General features: G+C 37.2%; 19 protein-coding genes. 2 read left to right on the plus strand and 17 right to left on the minus strand.

Annotated elements, in window-relative coordinates; genetic code table 11:
• Window positions 1-106: 106 nt before the first annotated feature.
• Window positions 107-1,594 carry a helix-turn-helix domain-containing protein gene (locus tag RV15_RS00560; RefSeq protein WP_245791166.1) on the plus strand — a complete coding sequence of 496 codons (1,488 nt, stop codon included), beginning with the start codon at window positions 107-109 and terminating at the stop codon, window positions 1,592-1,594.
• On the opposite strand, the gene RV15_RS00565 is transcribed toward RV15_RS00560, so the two are convergent.
• The 5 genes from RV15_RS00565 to RV15_RS00585 all read right to left on the minus strand — a co-directional run bounded on the left by RV15_RS00565 (window position 1,568) and on the right by RV15_RS00585 (window position 8,115).
• Window positions 1,568-3,121: a helix-turn-helix domain-containing protein gene (locus tag RV15_RS00565; protein WP_071876112.1), complete on the minus strand. Its 1,554-nt coding sequence runs from the start codon at window positions 3,119-3,121 to the stop codon at window positions 1,568-1,570. The two genes, RV15_RS00560 and RV15_RS00565, sit on opposite strands and share 27 nt — an antisense overlap.
• 339 nt (window positions 3,122-3,460) lie before the next feature.
• Complete coding sequence (locus RV15_RS00570) at window positions 3,461-5,155, minus strand: oleate hydratase (RefSeq protein ID WP_071876113.1); 1,695 nt, start codon at window positions 5,153-5,155, stop codon at window positions 3,461-3,463.
• Window positions 5,156-5,263: 108 nt separating this feature from the next.
• On the minus strand, window positions 5,264-5,839 hold the full coding sequence (locus RV15_RS00575) for a TetR/AcrR family transcriptional regulator (protein ID WP_071876114.1): 576 nt from the start codon (window positions 5,837-5,839) through the stop codon (window positions 5,264-5,266).
• A gap of 308 nt (window positions 5,840-6,147) precedes the next feature.
• Window positions 6,148-7,137, minus strand: coding sequence for a TIGR04086 family membrane protein (locus RV15_RS00580; protein ID WP_245791178.1), 990 nt, complete (start codon window positions 7,135-7,137; stop codon window positions 6,148-6,150).
• A 300-nt stretch (window positions 7,138-7,437) separates the two neighbouring features.
• Window positions 7,438-8,115: a CPBP family intramembrane glutamic endopeptidase gene (locus tag RV15_RS00585; protein WP_071876115.1), complete on the minus strand. Its 678-nt coding sequence runs from the start codon at window positions 8,113-8,115 to the stop codon at window positions 7,438-7,440.
• Window positions 8,116-8,335: 220 nt separating this feature from the next.
• Here RV15_RS00585 and RV15_RS00590 point away from each other — a divergent pair, with 220 nt between their 5' ends.
• A complete protein-coding gene (locus tag RV15_RS00590; RefSeq protein WP_071876116.1) occupies window positions 8,336-9,220 on the plus strand; it encodes a helix-turn-helix domain-containing protein in 885 nt (294 codons plus the stop codon).
• 88 nt (window positions 9,221-9,308) lie between these two features.
• On the opposite strand, the gene ruvB is transcribed toward RV15_RS00590, so the two are convergent.
• The 12 genes from ruvB to RV15_RS00650 all read right to left on the minus strand — a co-directional run bounded on the left by ruvB (window position 9,309) and on the right by RV15_RS00650 (window position 22,226).
• Entirely contained in the window at window positions 9,309-10,319 is a 1,011-nt protein-coding gene (gene ruvB, locus RV15_RS00595; protein WP_071876117.1) for a Holliday junction branch migration DNA helicase RuvB, read from the minus strand.
• A gap of 12 nt (window positions 10,320-10,331) precedes the next feature.
• Window positions 10,332-10,940 (minus strand): Holliday junction branch migration protein RuvA, encoded by a 609-nt coding sequence (gene ruvA / locus RV15_RS00600; RefSeq protein ID WP_071876118.1) that lies wholly within the window; start codon window positions 10,938-10,940, stop codon window positions 10,332-10,334.
• A gap of 288 nt (window positions 10,941-11,228) precedes the next feature.
• Window positions 11,229-12,899, minus strand: a complete 1,671-nt coding sequence (locus RV15_RS00605; RefSeq protein ID WP_071876119.1) for a peptide ABC transporter substrate-binding protein — start codon at window positions 12,897-12,899, stop codon at window positions 11,229-11,231.
• 235 nt (window positions 12,900-13,134) lie between these two features.
• Window positions 13,135-13,572: a peptide-methionine (R)-S-oxide reductase MsrB gene (gene msrB, locus RV15_RS00610; RefSeq protein WP_071876120.1), complete on the minus strand. Its 438-nt coding sequence runs from the start codon at window positions 13,570-13,572 to the stop codon at window positions 13,135-13,137.
• Between the two features lie 97 nt (window positions 13,573-13,669).
• Complete coding sequence (locus RV15_RS00615) at window positions 13,670-14,164, minus strand: acyl-CoA thioesterase (RefSeq protein WP_071876121.1); 495 nt, start codon at window positions 14,162-14,164, stop codon at window positions 13,670-13,672.
• A gap of 30 nt (window positions 14,165-14,194) precedes the next feature.
• Entirely contained in the window at window positions 14,195-14,749 is a 555-nt protein-coding gene (locus RV15_RS00620) for a Maf family protein (protein WP_071876122.1), read from the minus strand.
• Window positions 14,750-14,777: 28 nt separating this feature from the next.
• A complete protein-coding gene (mutL, locus tag RV15_RS00625) occupies window positions 14,778-16,868 on the minus strand; it encodes a DNA mismatch repair endonuclease MutL (RefSeq protein ID WP_071876123.1) in 2,091 nt (696 codons plus the stop codon).
• A 39-nt stretch (window positions 16,869-16,907) separates the two neighbouring features.
• Window positions 16,908-19,475, minus strand: a complete 2,568-nt coding sequence (mutS, locus tag RV15_RS00630; protein ID WP_071876124.1) for a DNA mismatch repair protein MutS — start codon at window positions 19,473-19,475, stop codon at window positions 16,908-16,910.
• A 2-nt stretch (window positions 19,476-19,477) separates the two neighbouring features.
• Window positions 19,478-19,846, minus strand: a complete 369-nt coding sequence (locus RV15_RS00635) for a YlbF/YmcA family competence regulator (RefSeq protein ID WP_071876125.1) — start codon at window positions 19,844-19,846, stop codon at window positions 19,478-19,480.
• A 382-nt stretch (window positions 19,847-20,228) separates the two neighbouring features.
• Window positions 20,229-21,281, minus strand: coding sequence for a WxLIP family cell surface protein (locus tag RV15_RS00640; protein WP_071876126.1), 1,053 nt, complete (start codon window positions 21,279-21,281; stop codon window positions 20,229-20,231).
• A gap of 87 nt (window positions 21,282-21,368) precedes the next feature.
• Window positions 21,369-21,953 (minus strand): WxL domain-containing protein, encoded by a 585-nt coding sequence (locus tag RV15_RS00645; RefSeq protein ID WP_071876127.1) that lies wholly within the window; start codon window positions 21,951-21,953, stop codon window positions 21,369-21,371.
• Window positions 21,954-22,226 carry a hypothetical protein gene (locus RV15_RS00650; protein WP_139242946.1) on the minus strand — a complete coding sequence of 91 codons (273 nt, stop codon included), beginning with the start codon at window positions 22,224-22,226 and terminating at the stop codon, window positions 21,954-21,956. It abuts the gene before it with no gap.
• Window positions 22,227-22,238: the final 12 nt, after the last annotated feature.

The raw sequence follows: 22,238 nt of genomic DNA on the forward strand, positions 1-22,238 counted from the left end.
CAGTTTTTTTTTAACATTTTTTCTTTTTTATGGTATATTTTTCACTATAAAATGAAATGATAGATTTTGAATCAAAAGGATGCAGACCACTATGAGAAATACATTTATGAAAAGAAATGACGCAAAAAAATTTGAATTATTCAAAAAAATATTACTAAGTCAAAACGGCATCAGCATTCAAACTCTTATAGCTGGTAGTAATGACTCTAAAAGTAATTTCTATCGTTATATCCAACAAATAAATCAAGATTTACTTCATGTGTTTCCAGAAACACCAATTAACATTGAACAAAAGCTGACAACTTTTTTCATCTCACTACCAGATGATTTAAATACCGCTTATGTTATTGATACGTTAGGGTTTAGTTACATTAATCTTGCTCCTGAGTATTTGATTCTTGTAGCTGCTACACAGAAAAAGCATTCTTCTTTGGAAGCTCTTGCCCAACATATTAATTTAAGCCCGTCTTATACTTACAGAAGTTTAAAACAATTAAATACTAAACTAGCGTACTTTAATCTTAAATTTGCTTTTAGCAATAGCTCAAAAAAAGATAGTAATTTATCTGGTACAGAAGAGAATATTCGCTTTTTCCTCTTCTATTCTTATTGGAATTCCTTACGAGGGATTACTTGGCCCTTTGCTAAATCTCCGGACTATTTTAGTACGTTGCCGATCCCAATCAACACAACTTTAGCCCCTTCGCAATTGGCTAGATTAGGCTATTTCCAAAATATAACGTACTGGAGAACTCTGTACCTACAAAAAAAAGTGAGTCTTGATAAAGAGCTCATGTCTTATTTAGAGATTCTAGATGCAGAAAATCCTACATTATTTACGATAGATTTAAATGGTACACTGACAGCTGACGAAATAAATAGTGAGCAAAAATTTTTTGGTTTTCTTGCTAGATTTTTTATCGCTGATATTGATACGAAGGAAATAAAGAGGAAAACTGCCCAAAGGTTTCTCGATTCTCAGCTACCTTTGACAAAAAGTTGCCAGCATTTATTAAGCTTAGTAAACTCAAATTACAATCTGGCCATGAGTCAAGAGAACTATCTTATTGCCTTTTATCTTGTAATGTCTGCTCTACTTTATATCGAATATATTGGAAATGACTATAAGCCGTTTTTAGAAACGCCAGAACGTTTATCTTTTTTAAATACAGATGAACATAACTTTACCAATATTGAAAAGGAACTAACTAAACTCGTACGCGATTTTTTTAAAAAAGACCCCTATATAAAAAAAAATGTGGCAGCAGGTTTTATCACACACATGGTTAACTTGCTCTATTATGTTATTGATCATTCTAGGAAAATAACGCCATTGGTTATTTTCTGTCAATATTCAAAAAATTTTTATACTGTTGAAGAAATAAAAAATAGCTTGTTAACTATTTTCGGCACAGCTGTTATTCAATTTACAAGTGATATTCAGCAAGCTGACATTGTGATTTCTGACGCTTATGAAGGAAGCATCCCAAATCAAAACTTCTTTTATTTCGCCGAACCATACAATTCTGAAACTTGGCATTTATTATCACGCTTTGTCCAAGCTAAGCTACATGACGCTACGTTCTCCATATGATTGTTGGTGAATCCCTTCCAAGTGTTTGACAATTTCCCGTTGTTCGAAATTTTTAAGCGTTGCCTTTTTGATTTCATTGACCGCATTATTGATATCTGCAAAATCTGAAAACGACGTAGCAAAGATGGTTTTGGTTTGTTCTGGTGTACCAGGCAAATAAACATCCGTAATCAAAATTTCTGGCTCGTCGCGAAAACTTGCTACTAGCTGAATCCTATCGCCAAAAATCAAGTCCAGCTTGTTCATAAGAATATTTTCAATAAACACTTTTGAATTTTGCACCATAACTTTTACAGGAGCATATCGATATTCATGAAGTTCATTCAATAGTGTATACACAAGCAGATAAAGTGAATTAATAAAGGCTTTTTTCTCAATATTTAATTGTTCCCACCAAACTTTATAAATCGTGGATGTTGTTAATTCGTCCACGATTTTTTCGATTTTCTTAACAATTTCTTGCTCAGCAGCATCACGATAATAGAAATTAGTTGGGTCATATACATAGTAAAATATGCTCAAATCAACATAGCAAGTTGAAAACACCAGATGCATTTTATCTATTTCTTGACGAATCCGCAAAAAATGTTTGGCAGTTGCTCCTTTAGTTCCTCTGAAAAAATCTTGAATGATTCTATCCGTTAATAAGTTACTTTGTTTGATAAAAGGAAAATTCTGCTCATTGAAATAAGATTCATAACTTTCATAGTCAAGTTCTTCTTCAACCAAATTTTCTTTATACATAAATAGTTGGATGGCACTTAATTCTTGCCAAGCTTGATCTATTGTTTTATTTTTTTTAAATTGAAAATAATCAAGTACCACTCGTTTATATTCAAACTTATCTCGCTTAGCCAGCTTTATTAAAGTCTCATTGGTAAAATAATGTTTTTGGGAAGAACGAATATTACTGATAAAAACAAGCAAGCAAATCTTTTGTTGCCGAATTCTATTTAGGTTATGCCACTTTTCAACAGAATTATAAATATATGTTTCAATTTCGTGATATTCGTGCTGACTAAAGGGCCATTCACTTGATCCATAAGAAAAAAACAAGAAATAGAAGTTTCTAATTTTTAATTCATCGCCGTAAATCTGATTATCACGCGTCAACTTCAAGTCAAAACTAGTTAAAATTACTGACAATCTTTGGCGATATCTCGAAAATGTTGGTGCGCTGATGTACTCTAACTCACAAAATTTCTTTACATCAACTTTTTCATATAAGAAAATGTTTCGAATCATTTTATAAAGAACGGATTTTTTTAAATATTCTGTAGCAATTGTCATCAAGTCTAGGTTTTCTCCCGAAATTCCTTTTATTGATTTATTTGCATAAGTGATTTCTAATTGATGGTTTGAAAAAAAAGATTCCTGCTCAAATTTTCTAATTATTTGGAGCACAGTCTTTTCAGAAATATTTGTATTCACAGAAATTTGTTTGATACTTACCAACTTTTTTTTCTGATCTATATAACTTAAAATTTTTAATTGTTTATCATAATTTTCATCTAAAAAAGCTCTCATTATTACCTCCTAAACGAAATTTTTTTTTGATTAATAACAAAACGTCCTTTTTAACAAATAATATCCCTTTTTCCTCTTTATTTATTTCTTATATTTCTTTTTTTATCGTAGAATTAGAAATGTTTTTGCAACAAAAGCTATTATGCATGATGTTACCAGTGATTTTTTATTTTTTTTTAGGAAATTAATTATCAAAAAAAAGTAAAAACAAGCCTGCACCTTTCTTTTTTCGCATCATTTACATTTCAAAAAAAACATAAAAAGAATGAAATAAAACTAATTCTTAGTTTTATTTCATTCTTTTTATGTTGGTAATTGTAACTATTTTTAACCTTGTATCTATCTAAACATAGTTTGAGCAGCTTTAGCTAATACTTTTGGATCTCGATTGTATGGAGTGACAGGAATAATTTCCTTATCAATCTCAAACAATGTATAGACGGCGATTCTTGCAGCCCGAACTGAATATTCTTCCGTGAAAACCATATCTTTTGGTATTTCAACAAATTGACTGACCATCGCAAAGTTCGTACTGCCTTCTGGAACCACTTGAGGACGGTCCGTCATTTTACGAGGTTGGAACTGCGCATCAATGTAAGGCATATATGCTGGAATCACATTCACAACATCTTTAATGATTTCATCCCAATCCGCTTGCCAGCCCATTTGGCAAATCCATTCGTACAAAATTTCTTCCCCTGTACAATCACGCATTGGTTTTTTCACGTAATCGCCAACTTTATCGGTATAAATACCGTAACCCCAGAAAATCGTTGTATCAGGATCTTGATTTTTAAAATGCGGTTGTGCTGCCACTACCGTACTCATTAGCCAGCTTGAATCTTTTAAGGTCATCAAAGCACCTGATCCAGGAATATTTCCAGAGAACTCTTCGATTCGTTTTAATAATTTATCGCCACGGCACGTTACAGTAAAGCTTTCCCAGTTGGTTTGCGCTTCATTGCCAAAGAATGGTTCAGGATTGCCTAATCCTGCTTTTTTCTTGGCAATATTACGCCATAGACGAGCAGAGCGTGATTCTTCTGTGACACCTGGTGCAGGAGTGCTCCAATTGCCTTCTGTAGAACTGTCCGTCATCGTGCCATTGGTCATGATGACGATGTCCTCTTCGTTTAGCTCAATGGTTTCCCCATTTCCGAGTTTTAACGCAGTGACCGTAATTTCAGAACCTGATTTAAATTCTAGATCTACTACGTCTTCATTTAAGGTGAAGTCAACACCATGTTTTTCTAAAAAAGCTTTCAACGGTAAAATCACGCTATCGTATTGGTTTAATGGTGTGCGAGTGACCCCTTCTAATGTATCGATACGAGAAAATTCCAAAATCATCCGATTCATATAACGGCGTAACTCAAAAGCACTACTCCATTTTTGGAAAGCAAATGTTGTTTGCCACATATACCAGAAATTCGTTTCAAAGAAATGAGGACCGAACCATTCTTCGATCGTCACACCATCTAAGCTTTCTTCTGAGGCAGCTAATAATTTTGTCATCGCTAAGCGGTCCTCATTATCGAAGCCCATTGTATGAGCATCAAGGATTTCTTGTTTTTTTGTCACTAAACGTGCCTGTGCATGAGTAGGATGTAAGTGATCAAAATTCAAGATTTCTTCTGTCACACTGTGATCTGGCCATTCTAATGATGGAATACTACTAAATAATTCCCAGAAGTTTTCATAGGTTTCTTCATTTAGCATCCGGCCGCCACGAGCAACGAAGCCTTTTTCATTTGTACCAATTCCGTCATTGCTTCCGCCAAGAATTTTCATACCTTCGATCACATGGATGTTTTTTCCACTAAAATTCGCATCTCGAATCAAGTAGGCTGCGGCTGCCATTGTGGCAATCCCACCGCCGATTAGGTAAACTTGTTTGTCTCCGTAATAACGGCTATTGATTTCTTCTTCGATTTCGGCAACTTTTTCTACTTTCTTTTCAGCGGATACTTTTTTAGCAAGATAAGCGGCACCTAATGCACCTGCTGCGGCTAATCCAATATGTCTTTTTTTCATGAAAATCCCCCCGATTCAATTTATGAACCTAGCGTACAATGATTCCATGCAAATGTCTTGTGATAGCCTTTCCATTCCGTCTTCTTTTTAGACACTATGGACAATTTGTCATAATAGTTCGTTTTCTTGGGCATAGAGACGATAAGAGAAAAACTCAGTGTCTTTGGCTAATCGGAATAACTGTGTGGCGATTTCTAGTGGTGATTCTTTATAGCCACCGAGAATCCAATCAATCAAGACACCGCTACAACCATATGAAAAAAAACGAGCGTAAAATACTTTGTCTTCTGGAAGCAGCTGATTTTCTTTATCCATTTGATCAAATAAATTGATAAATAGTTTATTGGTGATCGCTGAAAAACAGTTTCTTAAAATATCTGAATCTGAACTGACTGTATTGTAGTAGAAATCACTTTTAGACTGGATCGCTTTTAGCATTTTTAACGCTTGTTCTTCCCAATTATCAATACTAACATCTGGTGAGTCTAGATAAATCAATGCATCGTGTGTGTAAATCCAGCGCAAAAGATCTTGTTTGTCGGTAAAGTGATAATAGAATGTTTGGCGATTAAGGCCAACTTCTTTGGTGATGTCTTGAACACTGATTTTACTGAATAACTTTTTGTCGCACAGTTCGATCAATGCAGCTGAGATGGCTTTTTTAGTTATTTGTGATTCACTCATGTTTTTTTCCTCGCTTTTTTTAGATAGGTTCATCATACCAAAAAATGAGAAGAAAATATAAGGTTTTGAAGTTTTTTTAGGGATTGTTAAAGGTTGGAAATCTTGGAGAAAGAATCTTGCTTAAAACGATTTATTGTTTTCTAACGTATCAGTTAAAAAATGATAAAAAAAGTGATTGAGAGATAACTCTTCGAGTCATCTCTCAATCACATAAAATTTGCATAAATGCTAGGAGCAAAAGTAGTTTATTTCTAGGAGCTGGACGCTTGTGTTCCAATCTTTTTGAACTAACCCACTACAGCGTTCTCTTACAATTTACTTTCAGTCACAGGATCTTTCACTAAATTAGCACCCCATAAACCTGCTAAAGAGGTAATGATCATACCAAGAATCATAGCAATAAATCCCCAGATAGAAGCTTTAGATACGGTATTTGAAGCATCTTCTGCTGCTTGTCTAGCTTCTTTAATATTTTTATCCAAGTCTTCTTTTGCATCTTCAAGACTTGTTTTTGCTTTTTCGATTTGTGTTTGTGTTTCTTTTGAAGCTTTTTGTAATTCATTATAGATATTATCTGTTGCTTGTTGTGCTTCTTCTTGTGATAAATCAGTATTTTTTGCTACTGCATTGGCAATTGCTGGACGATCGATTGAATCACCGATTTTTTTTGCTTTTGCTTCTAAGGAATCTGCAGTATCTTTGAATATTTTATCTGAGTTATCAGGATTTTTAACGATTTCTTTTCCAGCATTCGTAATTTCATCCGTCGCTTCTTTCATTTGATCTGTTAAATAGTCAGGTTGTAATTCTTTCACATCAGTGTCAGATAACACTTTTTTGACTTGTCCTTGAAGCTCTGTAGTGTCTACTGATCGAACTCCGTCGGTGACTTTATCAAACCCTTTGTTGATCGCATCAGATGTACCAGATGCTACTGTTTCCACAGTGCTGCCAGTCGCTGAAGCGATATTCCCAAATAACGAACCGATCGCTGAAAATGCGCCGATTGCTGTATAAGAAAGGATAGCCAACAATACCAAGACACTGGTTGCCCAAGTTAGAAAACCATGAACTAAGCCCACTCTGCGTGCTGCTACTCCTGCAATAAATCCACTACAAAATAATGAAAGAACAAATGTTACCACTGTCCAAATAATAAGTCCCATTCCCACACCGTCCAACGGATTATCCGATGTTGGTTTAACGATCCCAAAACCAATAGCCGAACCAATTAAACTCAAGGTAAAGAAAATCGCAAAGAAGGAAACCAATCCCGCTATAATTGCCCCCCAAGAGATATTTACCCCTGCTTCATCCTGCGTTGTTAGGTACGATACAAAACCTTTTTTCTCGTATTCTTTTCCATAATTCTCATCCTTTCGTCTATTATTTTCACTAATTGGTACACTATCAACTATAAGAGCATAGAATATTTTGCGCAAATGATACGATTTTTTTTCTAATCAAATACTCACTTCTTCTAGAAAAGGGTTATGATTTGCACGCACAGAAAAAAAATGTTAGAGCTATACCAATATAATGGTATAGCTCTAACAAGGCATTTAAAATATCAGAAAAAGATGTTATCGATTACTGTTTTAGTGCGCTAAAGTAGAAAGCATCACACCAATAAAAATCAGCCAGTCAAATGCGATATGAATGATCGTACCAGCCCAGATTGAATTTGTTTTTAACGTTGCCCACGTAAATGGGATTCTCGTCAAACCGATCACGACCAAGCACTGGAACCAATTCCAATCGTAAGTCGATAAGTGTAATGAACCAAACATAAGACTGGTTAAAATAACGGAACCAATGATTGCTGTTTTTCGTTCAATTTTATAACGTAACGCTACATGAACCAATAAAATCAACGGAATTGTCGTAATGATTTCTTCTCCGGCAAGCATAAATAGTGTTTTTCCTAGCAATGTCAGCGCCGGTACTAATCCATGACTGAATTGACTTACGATTGGGTTATCAGCAGTTGGTTGACCAATAATCCCTGCTAAAAATTTCGCTAAAAGAGCGGTTACCCAACTTAAAACATAAGCAATCAGGATAATTTTGACTGAGCCTTTTTTCAGCGGAGAATACAGTTTTTTTATGCCTTCCACACCATACATCAAGTACATGCCGATTAATCCTGCAACTAAAATAATACAAAAATTCAATATAAATGCTGTATGCAACAAGGAGTAAAACGCACCGCCTAATAATACTAACGAAACAATTGCTGGAACTAGTTTTACTTTTCTATCAAATAATTCTTGCATCTTCTCCACGCCCTTAGGTTTATTTTCTTTTAGTATAGTTTCTATCTTTACAGTAAACAAATGATTCGCCTATTTCAATAGCAATTCATCTCCGCTGTTTAGATAATAACTGTTTTTTCTATCTTTGGTCATTTTAGTCTGCTATATAAGACCTAATAAGTGTAACCTTTTGAATCAGACAAAAAAACACGCTAAACTAGTTCTAGGAGGTAGTGAACAGATGAAAAATTATGGGCTCACTGTCAGAAAAATCCGTTTAAATAAAGGCTACAGTCAAAAAGAAGTTTATGCCGAAATCATTACAAAATCTTATGCCATTGAATTTGAACAAGGAAAGCACGATATCTCCCTTTTTTTATTTATGCAGATTTTGGATCGTTTAATGGTAGATATCGATGAATTTTTTTATATTCATAATGAGTATCGTTTAGAGGAAGAAAGTGATTATATCAACAACTTTTCCCAGGCCGCCAACCGCCATGATATTAAAACACTAGAAAACATGTACCAAACATTGCTCCAGACTGCTTCTACGCCACTGACCTTTGTTCGTCAGGCAGAACTACGTTTAAGAATTCAGTCCTTCAGCTATTTTGAAACCTACAAAAATTTTGAACATTGGCAAGGGAATGCAGAAGATATCCAGATCATCAGCCACTACTTGATGAATGTGCAAAGTTGGACGCTGCAGGAAATTATCTTGTTTAGTAACAATGCTGATATGTTTCACCAAGAACAACAGATTTTCTTTTTTAAGCAATTATTAAAATCCTTGCCTAACTACCAAGCATATGACCGAGCAATTCCAGTTTATGCTTCTTTACTGGCAAATATCTTGCCAACCTTATTCCGTAAGCAAGAGTGGGCTGTAATTTCACAAGCGTTAGATTGGTTGGAGCAACTAAGTAAAGAATATACAAACAGTTTTTTTCGAATCGTTTTTATCTATTACAGTGGATTATTAGCTATCTGTCAAGGAAACAATATCGCTGGCGAAAAAAAAGTTCGTTGGGCATTGAATACATTAAAAGTAGTCGGCCAAGCAGAGATTGCCGCAGAGTTTGAAGCTTTTTTTGCAACGATCAATGGTTCAGAACATGGTTAAACGCCAAGAAATTATTTCTGCTCTCATCATTTAAGCTAAAAAATTACTCACCCCACTTGTTATCTGTGGGGTGAGTAGTTTAATTCTATTATTCTTGATAATACGATTCATAACCAAAATGTTCATACGCTAGAGCGGTTGCGATCCGGCCTCTTGGCGTTCGCTTGATAAAGCCTTTTTGAATCAAATAAGGTTCATACATATCTTCCACTGTCTCTGTCTCTTCACTGATATTCACAGCTAACGTGCTTAAACCAACTGGGCCGCCACCATATAATTCGATCATTGTCTTTAATAGTTTTTGATCGACATAATCTAAGCCTTGATGATCAACTTGTAGCAATGTCAACGCTTGATCAGCAATGCCTCGATCAATTGTCCCATTTGACTGGACTTGGGCAAAATCACGGACACGCTTTAATAAACGGTTGGCAATCCTTGGTGTGCCACGAGAACGACGGGCAATTTCAAATGCGCCTTCTTCTACGATTTCTGTTTGAAAAATATCCGCTGAGCGCAGAACGATTTCTTTTAGATCTTGTGTTTCGTAATATTCCATATGAGAAATGATTCCAAAACGATCTCGAAGCGGTGCTGACAGCATTCCTGCTCGAGTTGTTGCACCGATCAAGGTAAATGGTGGTAAAGGGAAATGAACGGGATGAGCAGTCGTCCCTTGTCCTACCATGATATCGACGTAAAAGTCTTCCATTGCAGAATAGAGCATTTCTTCTACAACACGAGGTAAACGATGGATTTCATCGATAAATAACACATCGCCTGGTTCAAGCTCATTTAAAATTGCTACCAGATCACCCGCACGTTCGATGGCTGGACCACTAGTCGTTCGAATATTAACCTGCATTTCATTAGCAATCACCATGGCCATTGTCGTTTTTCCTAATCCTGGCGGTCCATATAACAAGGTATGATCCAACGCTTCTTCCCGATTGCGGGCAGCTTCGATGTAGATTGTAAGCTCCTGTTTGACTTTATCTTGGCCAATATATTGTTCGAGAAATTGGGGACGTAGTGACTTTTCCAGCGACGCCTCCCCTTCACTTGTTTCAGCGGAAAGTAGTCTTTCATCTTCTGTCATAGCCATTCCTCCTTAGCGTTTCATCATGAATTTCAATGCATTACGTAAATATTCGTCTGTTGGCTGCTTGCCTAGCTCTTCTAATTTTGGTGTGATTCGTTTGATCTCTTTTTCACTGTAACCTAAAGCACTTAACGCCTCTAATGCTTCTGTTAACGATTGATTGGCTGATGACGTCGGCGCTTTGGCCATTGCTTCAACGGCTGCTTCTGAGGTCTCCAACTCCCCTAGTTTTCCTTTAAGGTCTAAAACCATTTGCTGTGCTGTTTTTTTACCTACACCAGGAAATTTCGTTAAGTACGCTGCATCTTCACTTTCGATGGCATTGATCAAACCACCATGATCATCAGAAGCCATGATTGCAAGACCGCTCTTTGGTCCGATCCCTGAAACACTGATCAGTTTTAAAAATAATTGCTTTTCATCTAAATCACCAAACCCATATAACAAATGAGCGTCTTCACGGATCACTTGATGGATATAAATTTTGATTTGCTGATCGGTTTTTCCAGAATAACGGTAGGGATTGCCTACAGAAATTTGAAACCCGATGCCATTTGTTTCTACTACAATATAATAAGGACTGATAAATGTCACTTTACCAATAATATACTCGTACATATTTTCACCTTTCTCACTACCCTTTACGTTTTACACGCACATACGTTTCTATTTTAGCACATATTCAGAAAAATCAGTAGCTTGAAAAAACGATTATCGGTAAATACCATCCCCGAACACGCTTGGCTAAACGAAATACTTATCTGGTATTTCTTGCAGTTTAGCTTAAACAAAAAACACCGACCTATTTTGGCTTCTGTCATTTTTATCACAACAGAAATCAAGTATAGGTCGATGCCTCTTTCATTCACTTCATCAACTTAGCACTTTTTAATTTGATTGATCTTCTTATTCAGAAATATACGTCCATTTATAATCATATCTCGCGCCTGCTCCGTGAGCAATTACGCCTTTAACTTTTTGGTTCCGCATATGCGCTTCTGCTTTTTGATAGACTGGGGCAACACCCATCTCATCGATCAATAGTTTTTCAGCAGCTATCATATCAGCCCAGCGCTTTTCTGGATCTGAAGCATCTTTGTTACCAGAATCTTCGACTAACTGATTGTATTTTTCATTTGAGAAACATCCTCTGTTATAAGGGCCTCCTGTTACAAACAAATCAGTAAAGCTGCTTGGATCTGCATAATCAGCACCCCAACCGCCCATGAGCACTTCGAAATCACCATTTTTACCACGATCTAAACGAACAGCAAAGGGAACATTGGTTACAGTCACGTCAACACCTTCTAAGGTCTCTTTGACTGCGCCTTGGATATATTCCAAGATTTTTTTCGTAGAATCCGTATCATCGCCTAGAATATCAAATTTAAATGTGTCGATTCCTAGTTCTTTTTTTGCTGCTGCCCAATATTTTTGGGCCTTTTCCTTATCATAGTTCAATAAGTCTTTATTTTCATCTGCAAAGTCCTTGTTAGCAGATGGCGAATAAGACATCCCTTCTGGTACTAGCCCTGTAGAAGCAACCGAGCCATCGTCTAAGATCCGTTCAACGACTGCCTTACGATCTATGGAATAAGAAATAGCTTTTCTTAGATTAGCATTATGATAAGGTGATTTTTCATCTCTTTGATTAAATTCTAGATAAGATGTACGTGCGTCTTTTTCGATCACAAGCTCTGGATCATCCGCCATTTGTTTGGCTAATTCTCCACTTAAAATGACATCGTCAGCTTGTCCATTCTGGAACAGATTCAAAGCAGTCGGTGCTTCTTTCACTACGTTTACCTCAATCTTATCCAATTGAACAGTCTCTTTATCCCAGTACTGATCATTTTTTGTATAAGACCAGTCAGTATCTGTTCCCGCTCCGTCAAAATCAGTCAAGGTAAATGGTCCGTTGTAGACAGAATCCTCACTAGTTGCTGCGTAGGCGTCACCTTTTTCAGCAGCTATCTTTTTATTTTGTGGGAAAAATGATGGAAATGCCAGTAAGTAATCAAAGTAAGGCGTTTCTTTCTCTAATGTTACTTCTAGTTCATGATCATTGATTGCTTTGATCCCTAATTCATCCAGTCCTTTTTTACCGTCAGATACCTCTGCTCCATTTTTTACCAATTCAAACATATAAGCGTACTCAGCCGCTGTTTTGGGATCGGCCGTCCGTTGCCAACCATATACATAGTCCGCTGCTACGACTGGATCGCCATTCGACCATTTTGCCTCTTCTCGTAACTTAAATGTATAGGTCAAACCATCATCGCTTTTCTTCGCCATCTCAGCCGCTCCTGCAGCATGTGGTTTGCTTTTCTCATCTAGTCGGTATAATCCTTCGTAGATATTATTAAATGCGGAAAAGCTTATCGTATTCGTTCCTAAAGATAGATCGGCTGTGGGCATTTCTTGTTGGACAACGAGTTTAAAAAGCTGCTCCCCATGCGCTTTCTTCTCATCTTTGCTACTATCCGTAGAGCTTGTTGTACCACCTCCGCAAGCTGCCAATACTAATGTAGACAATAGTAGGACACTAACTGATTTCATTCCATTCAACTTTTTCATAATTTTCTCCTCAACAAACAATTATTTTCTTTTTTATTTCAATTTTCTGAACATTCTTATAATAATAAAATTTAGAACAAATAGCAATCTTTTTCTATGATAGCAAAATAAGGATGGGACATAACTCTACGAGTTACATTCCATCCTTAAAAAAATCTGAACAAACAGTGGTAAAAACAGCTATTACGCTCTGCTTTGATCCCAATCTTTTGCCACATTTAAACAGTCTTAGTCATTATTTAAATAAGGTACTATATTCCCCATAGCCTGCTTTTTCAAGCTCTTGAACTGGAATAAAATGCAAGGCTGCTGCATTAATACAATAACGTAATCCGCCTTGATCTTGTGGTCCGTCTGTAAAAACATGTCCTAAATGAGAATCTGCTTCCTTACTACGAACTTCAACACGTTGCATTCCTAAAGAAAAATCTGTTTTTTCTTCGATGTCTTGTTTTTCGATTGGCTTAGTAAACGAAGGCCAGCCGCACCCTGCATCATATTTGTCTGTTGAGCTAAAGAGTGGCTCACCGCTGACGATATCCACATAAATACCTTCTTGATAAAAATCATCATACTTACCTGAAAAAGGTCGTTCCGTTGCATTTTCCTGCGTTACAGCGTACTCGATATCCGATAATTTTTCTTTCAACTCTTTTTTTGATGGTTTTTCCATGACAACTCACACCCTCGCTTTTTAGTTAGCCTTATCATAGCACTCTTGAGAAAAAAACACTCATTTTCTGTTTAGAAAATAAGTGCTGCAGGTTCAATCAATTCCAAGGAATATCTAAATCGATATTTTGCGCAAAATCAATACTCTCTTGACGTTTTGCTTGTCTAACTTTTTTTCTGGCTTCATAGCCTTGGCAAATAAATTGCTCTTCTTTCGTCTCAGGTTCGATCGTTTCAGGTAAACTAGCTCCTTTAGGTACAACAAAGGTCATAAAGCAAGTTCCCGCTAAATAACGCTCACCTGAAAGCAGATCTTCTCCGATCACTTTTGCAAAAATCTCCATTGAACGAGTGCCAACACCAGAGACATATGCATCGATACACACAGAATGGCTGGCTTTTAAAGGCGCCAGAAAATCTAAATGATCAACAGACGCCGTCACGATTGCAGCTCTTGAGATTCGAACAGCAGCAATGCCGGCTGTCTCATCCAGCCATGCCATCAGCTGTCCGCCAAATAATGTTTTATGAAAATTTAAATGCGGATACGTGATTATATGCGTTTGGATTGCTCTTGTTTGCGAACATTTCATCCGTTGTTTCCTTCTCTCTTTAGTTTATGACTACTCAAACGCTGGCAACATACGGTATAACGTTGCGATCGGTAGTCCCATGATTGAATAATAGTCCCCTTGAATAGTTTTCACCAATAAAGCTCCTTGTTCTTGAATACCGTAGGCCCCAGCCTTATCCTGATACTCTTTTGTGTCTAAATAACGATTGATCTCTTCATCGGTCAAATCGTAAAACTCGACTGTTGCAGGAACAGTCGCGGAAGATTCTTGATCATCTTTCAACAACACAACACTCGTATATACTTTATGTGTCCTGCCGCTTAACTTTCGCAACATGCGAAAAGCATCGTCTCTGGAAGTTGGTTTTCCCAATATTTCATTATCGATCGTCACGATCGTATCTGAGCCTATGACTAGATCATTAGGGTACTGTTTTGCAACATGCATCGCCTTTTGTGCTGCCATAGTCAAGACGTAATCCATTGGAGTAAAATAATTTTTGACTTCTTCATTGATATCAGCTGGAACGACGTCAAAATCAGCGATGATGCGACTCAGTAGCTCACGTCTGCGCGGCGATTGAGAGGCTAAGATAACTTTCATTCGTATATAACCTTCTTCCTCATACTTTTTAATGTGGATCTTGTATACGTTTAAACATTTTTTCCATATCTGAATTGGTAAAATGAATCAAAACAGGACGGCCATGAGGACAATTAAACGGATTCTCACAGGTTTCAAGATCCTTCAGTAGCACTCGAGCCTGTTGTTCATTTAAATAATGATTGGCTTTTATCGACCGTTTACAGCTCATCATGATCGCTGTAGCCTCACGAAATTTTTTGACACTGACAGAGCCTGTGGTCAAAAACATATCGATCATTTCACGGATGATCGTTTCTTCTTCACCTGCTGGATACCAGGTTGGATGAGCGCGAACGATAAAACTATTTTGCCCAAAGTCTTCTAAATGAATGCCCACTTCTGCTAATGTTTCTTTTTGTTCTTTGATTTTTAAGGCATCACTGTTTGGATAATCGATCACGATTGGGACTAATAATTCTTGTAGATCATTGGTCACTTCACCGATTTTTTCTCTGAAATATTCGTATTTGATGCGCTCTTGAGCAGCATGTTGATCGATAATATATAGACCATCTTTGCTTTGCGCAAAGAGATAGGTGCCGTGCATTTGACCAAAATATTCTAACTCGGGAAAACGTTCTTTCGGACGCTCATCGACTAGTTTATTCAACATCTTATTCAAATCATTTTGAGCGCCTTTCGCTGAAAAATCAACTTCTGGATGATGGCTCAGTTCTTCTTGATACACGTGTTCATCAACAGTTGTCTGTTCTTCAGTTTGAGGGGTTTCTGCTAATTTTGTTGATTCAGCAAACTCACCTAACTGACGGTTATCAGAAATTGACTCTGCCTCAACTTCTGTTGGCGCGCTGAATGCGTAGGCCATCAAGGCTTCTTTTTCAAGTTCTTCTTTTGTTTGTGGTTCAGTTTCTGCAAACTTACTAGCAGGCTGTTGCGTTGGAAATTCTGGTGTCGATTCTTTGACAAAAAAATTCCCGCTACTAGCATCATAGCCTAGACTGCTAGGCTTTCGAATGGGGCGAGCGGTTTCCTCTTGTTCTGTCAAAGGAATTTCCATTTGTTCAACTTTAGGCTGTTGCTCGATTTTCTTTTTAAAACGAAGATTGTCTGCGGCATTTGGGATCAATTGCTCGTGGCTTAATACTTCACGAATTGCTACACTGATCAGAGCCATCAAGTCTTTCTCTTTACTCAAACGAACTTCTTGTTTGGTCGGATGCACATTGACATCCACTAATAAAGGATCCATCTCGATCTCTAACACGGCAAGCGGAAAACGTCCCACCATCAATTTAGAGCCGTAACCATCCACGATTGCTTTGTTTAACGCAAAGTTTTTGATATAGCGGCCATTGATGATTGTCGACAAATAATTTCGGCTAGCTCTTGTTACTTCTGGCAACGAAACATAACCAGTCAGCTTAAAGTCTAGATCTTCTGCTTCGATCTTCAGCATTTTTTTTGCCGTGCCAATACCATAAATTCCAGCAATCGTTTGTTTTAAATCACCGTTACCAGTTGTATTCATCATTTTATTGCCATCATGAACTAAGCGGAAAGCTATTTTAGGATGGCTTAACGCCAAGCGATTGACGATATCCCCTACATTGGCGAGTTCCGTTTGGATCGTTTTGACATATTTTAAGCGAGCAGGCGTATTAAAAAATAGATTTGAAACAGTGATTTTTGTGCCTTTTCTTAAAGCCGCTGGGCGGTGTTCTTCGATCTTTCCGCCTTTCATCTGCACATAACTACCTTCTTCCTCTTCAGAAACCGCTGTTTCCACAATGATTTCTGAGACAGAGGCGATACTGGGTAGAGCTTCTCCCCGGAATCCTAAACTACGGATACGGAATAAATCATCTCTTGTATGGATTTTACTTGTTGCATGACGTTTAAACGCACTCAAGATATCCTCTTTTGCGATTCCTTCGCCATTATCAATGACTTGGATTGTTTTAAGTCCTGCTTCTTCAATAAAAATATCGATTTGAGTACTGCCAGCATCGATCGCATTTTCAACAAGTTCTTTGACAACTGATGCAGGACGTTCTACTACTTCACCAGCAGCAATCTGATTGGCAAGTTGTTCGGATAATTCTTGTATTTTTCCCATCTAGACGATCCTTTCCTGGCTCAGTTTTTTTCTTTACGTTTAAATTCTTTTTTGTAATTCGTGTAGTTTATTTAACGCATCCATCGGCGTCATTTCTAACAAGTTTATTTTCTTTAAGGTATCGATCACACCTAATTCATCTGTTGATACTTCTTTAAATAGCGAAAGTTGCTCTGTATCTTCTTTAATTTCATCTTGGTATTCAATCGTTTTAAGGGGTTGTTCCTCGGACTCTAATGCTGAAAGGATCGTTGCCGCTCTTTCTAATAAAGCACTTGGCAATCCAGCGATTTTAGCGACATGAATCCCATAACTTTTATCTGCTGGTCCATCCATCATTTTATGCAAAAATACGACTTCGCCATTTTTCTCTACGGCGCCGACATGAATATTTTTTAAGCCAGTTAAACTCTCATCTAACACCGTTAATTCGTGATAATGGGTAGAGAACAGTGTTTTCGCTTTGACTTCTCGATGAATATACTCAATGATTGCTTGTGCTAGTGCCATCCCATCATAGGTTGCCGTTCCCCGACCAAGTTCATCGAATAAAATCAAGCTATTTGGTGTAGCGTGACGCAATGCTTGATTGGCTTCCATCATTTCCACCATAAAGGTACTTTGGCCAGCGATCAAATCGTCTGATGCTCCGATTCTTGTGAAAATTTGGTCGAAAATCGGTAGCTCCGCCGATTCAGCTGGAACAAAACAACCGATTTGAGCCATCACGACTGTTAGCGCTAATTGGCGCATGTAGGTACTTTTACCAGACATATTTGGTCCAGTGATTAACAAGATGATGTTGTCTTTATTCATATGAACACTGTTAGGAATATATTCTTGATGTCCCAACACTTTTTCTACAACTGGATGGCGGCCTTCAACAATATGCAGCTCTTTGCTGTTGCTTTTTAGGATCGGGCGAACATATTGGTATCTTTCACTCACTGTAGCAAAAGCTTGTAGGACATCTACTGCGCTGATCGTTTTTGCTAGCTTTTGCAGACGTTCGATATTCGCTTTGACTTGTTCACGAACTTCTAGGAATAATTGGTATTCTAGATCAACAGATTTTTCTTCTGCTTCTAAAATCAAGGTTTCCATTTCTTTTAATTCAGGTGTGATAAAACGTTCCGCATTCGCTAAGGTTTGCTTGCGTTCGTATTTGCCTTCTTCTAGGTTGGCTAAGTTAGATTTTGTGACTTCAATGTAATAACCAAATACTCGATTAAATCCAACTTTTAAGGTCTTGATGCCTGTCTCCTGGCGTTCTTTAGCTTCTAGCTCAGCTAACCATTGTTTACCGTGACGCATGGCATCGCGGTATTCATCTAGTTTTTCATTGTAATTATCTTTAATGATATTTCCTTCTGTGATTGCAAGCGGCGCTTCTTCGTTGATAGCTGTATTGATTAGTTCAACGATATCTTCCGCTGGATTTAAATCTAATAATAAATCATTCCACTCGCCTTGGTTGATACCAACGATCAATTCACGAACCAATGGTACTTGTTCTAATGAAGTTTTCAGTTGAATCAAGTCACGGCCATTTACATTACCAAAAGCGACCCGGCCAGCTAAACGCTCTAAATCATAGACTTTTGTTAAAGTCGATTGTAAGTCAACACGTTCAAAATAGGCATTCAGTAATGATTGAACCATTTCTTGTCGTGTTTGGATTTGTTTTTCCTGGATCAATGGGCGATCTAGCCATTGTTTTAGTAAACGGCCGCCCATTGCCGTTTTTGTTTCGTCTAGCAACCATAATAAGGTACCTTTTTTCAGTCCAGTTCGAATCGATTGGGTCAATTCTAAGTTGAATTTAGAATAGTGATCCATTTTTAAGAAATGGTCTGGTTGATATTCTACTGCTTTTTGAATATGTGACAAGCCACGTTTTTGGGTCACAGTTAAGTAGGTCAATAATTTTCCCGTAACTTCAACTTCTAAAGGCTGGGTCAATTCACTTGTTATAAAGCTGAACTCAGCATTTTCTTCTGCTTGTTTTTGCTCAGAGAAAATAATATTCAGACGATCTTTCAAGGTCTGCTGCAATGTGTCTGATAAAGGACTGCCTAAAACAATTTCTTTGGTTTGTAGCGCTGATGCTTCATTGATTACAGCATCTTCATCATTTAACACAGCTGTTTTTAGTTCTCCAGTACTTAAATCGACATATGCTAAACCGAATAGACCATTCTCTTCCACGATAGCGGTAAGATAGTTGTTGTCTTTGGCATCTAGTCCTTTGCTGGTCATGACCGTTCCTGGCGTAATCAGCTGAACCACTTCGCGCTTGACCATACCTTTAGTGGTTTTAGGATCTTCTACTTGTTCGCAGATCGCTACTTTATAGCCTTTTTCAATCAAGGTATCAATATAACCTTGGGCTGCGTGATGTGGAATGCCACACATCGGAATCGGATCATCTGCATTGCGGTTGCGGCTAGTCAATGTCAATTCCAAAAGCTGAGAAGCATTGACCGCGTCTTCATAAAACATTTCATAAAAGTCGCCTAAGCGATAAAAAAGAAACGCATCTTGGTATTGATCTTTGATCGCTAAGTATTGTTCCATCATTGGCGTGTTTTTTGTTTTTTGCGGCATTGCTACACTTCCTTCTCTAATTCTTCATTGATTCTGTATTGGATCATGTCGGTGACGTGTTGTAAGAGATCATTTGCTTCCATCAATTGCTCTCTATATGCTACGACTAAAGGATGCTCATCAAATTCTTTTGTTAGGGCATCAGCTTGTTTGATCGCTGTTTTTTCAGCTTCTGGTTTATCGTAGTGAGCAAATTGGACTGCATCTTTTTGCGCGGCTTTGATTTGTTCTACCAGCGCAGTCAGTTTTTCGTTATTTTGGACTTTTTCTTCTAGTTCTTTATACCGTTTAATCAATTCATCCTCACCAAGTAAGGCTAATAATTTCATTAATTCTTCGTTGATTCTTTTATCTGTAATGGATAACTCCATGATTTCACACCTTTATTCTGGGTAAGATTTTGTTGTAAGACAAGTCTACTTATTTTAACATAATTCCAGCAAAATCAACAGTTTACGGAAAATAAAACAACAAGTTTGCATGTTTTTGAGCCCACTTAAAGACAGACCTACAAAGTAGTAAACTAAGGAAGCCAGACAAAGACGTATACGCGCGCTTCTGCTAATCATTCACTGGTAGCTATGAATGCAACCGGTCAATCAGTTGCTGTTTATTGTATACCAAAATTGTACAATTATAAACCGTAAAAAAAGGCATGAAACAAAAGTAACAATCACTTTTGTTTCATACCTTAAATACGAATTAACGATCACTCAGGAATAGATCCTTGCAGCTCACTTATTTTTTGTTCCTTCAATCCTTTTTCAATGCTGCTACTTGCTCCTCTAGTGCTTTGATTTTTTGTTGTCTTTTTCTGTATACAATATATAAAAGGATGAGCAACAAAAGAATCACGATTAAAATGATATAGAGCAGGTAATTATGTTTATCATGATGAATATAGGCTTGCTCGTTTAACTTTTTAGCCTCTGTTCCTTTAATTTCAAAACCTTCTTCAAAATCCCAGATTTTTCCTTTTGATTCTGCATGAACAGCTAAACGATATTTTCCCGGTTTAAATTCTGTTTCCTGCAAGCTTACTGGATAGTTGAATATGGAATTTGGCGCCATTTGCAGGTCACTCTTTTTCGTTTCATAAAGTATTTTGTCAGTACTTTCCTTTCGGATTTTGACCGTGACATTTAGACGATTCAAATAGGCAGCTTTTGGATTGGCTAACTGAGCAAAAACAGTATTTCTATTGTTGATTTGACCTAAATTTACCTTGGCTAATTGTAAATCAGGCGAAACCTCTTTGTTCCCGTGTAAAACTAATGCGATCACATAACCAAATTGATTGTTTATAGCCACATCTGCATTTGTTGCTTGCGATTTTGCTTTATTTTCACTTGTGAAAATAATACCACCAGATAAAACTCCTGAAAAATCATCTTCAGGCATTGTAATGTCATAGTCAACATTTTTTGATTCATGCGGTGCTAAGATAATTTTTGAGGCGTTTGTTTTGACGAGCTTACTCAGATCATAAGGTAAGTCGATTGATTGATTCTGCTCGCTCTTAAGGTACTCAACTACTCCATTGGTATTCGTTGTAGCGGTCTTAACGCTAGTATTGATCGTCCGTTCTTGATCAGATTGATTAGTTACAGTAACGCTTATTACATGCTTTTCCTCTGGTTTAAGTCTTAGATCAAAATAGGTTTTCGATTTGTCTACTTGCTTTGTCGAAGGAATTGCTTTGACCTCATAATCTGCGTCTTGAGCCCAAACATTCAGGGTTCCTACCAAGCACCCGAATACAACAACTGTCAGCGGCAACAACACTTTAAACGTTCGTTTTAACATGTAAATTCCTCCATTTTTTTATTTCTATGTATATACATAGAACGCGGCCAGACTCATCGTTTACTCTGCACCACGCTCTAATTGGTCTTAGCTATTTGTTGGTTGATCTAGCAAGGTCCAGGTTAATGTTGTTTCATATTGTTTTGCTACTTTGACTGTATTGCCTGGGACTTCTAACATAGCGGCATCTTTATCGAAGTTTTCGATCGTCACACCATTCCCTAGTCCTTTTCCAGCTTCTAGAATTGTTGCAGCAGAACCATCTGTATTTAAAACAACGTCTGTTTTAGCTGTAGCTGCACCTGTTGATTTTTCTGAGATAGTCGGTGTTTTTAATGTAATTTGAGCATTAGTTAATTGTTTTTCGCCTGCTTTTAATTGTCCTTCTTGTGCAACTTGGACGATCCAGCCAGCTTCTGTACCACGAATATCTTGAACTGTTGTAGCTGTTTCTGTTTTATTTTTATACACTTCGTCTTTTGCTGAAATCGGATTTGAACCAAAATCAAGATCAGCGACATTTAATAGTGTCAAGGCACCGTCTGTTGGTGATGTAAAACCGATATCACTTGTTGATTCTTGGTTTTCGATTTCTTCGGCGCTAGCGATTACACTTCCGCTAAAGATCATTGATACTGCTGCAATTCCTACTAAAATTTTGTTTGCTTTCATTTAAATTCTCTCCCCGTTCATTAAAATTCTATATGATATCATTCCAGTTATAAATAACAGAATGGATACTCCACTTATTAGTAAAATTTTCTCTGTTGGACGCTCGCCTGTACTAGGCAAAGCATCTGTCTCTCGTTGTTCTTTTTTCTTTATTTCATAAAAACCCACTGTGGCTTTGGCATTTTCTGCGGCATAACTTTCATTTTTTCCAATTAAATAGACAAAATAACAACTGATTATTAATAATTGAACCCATTTTCTTTTTTTTTTCACAGTTGAACACCT

The organism is Enterococcus silesiacus, assembly GCF_001886225.1.
GTDB classification, from domain to species: Bacteria; Bacillota; Bacilli; order Lactobacillales; family Enterococcaceae; genus Enterococcus_L; species Enterococcus_L silesiacus.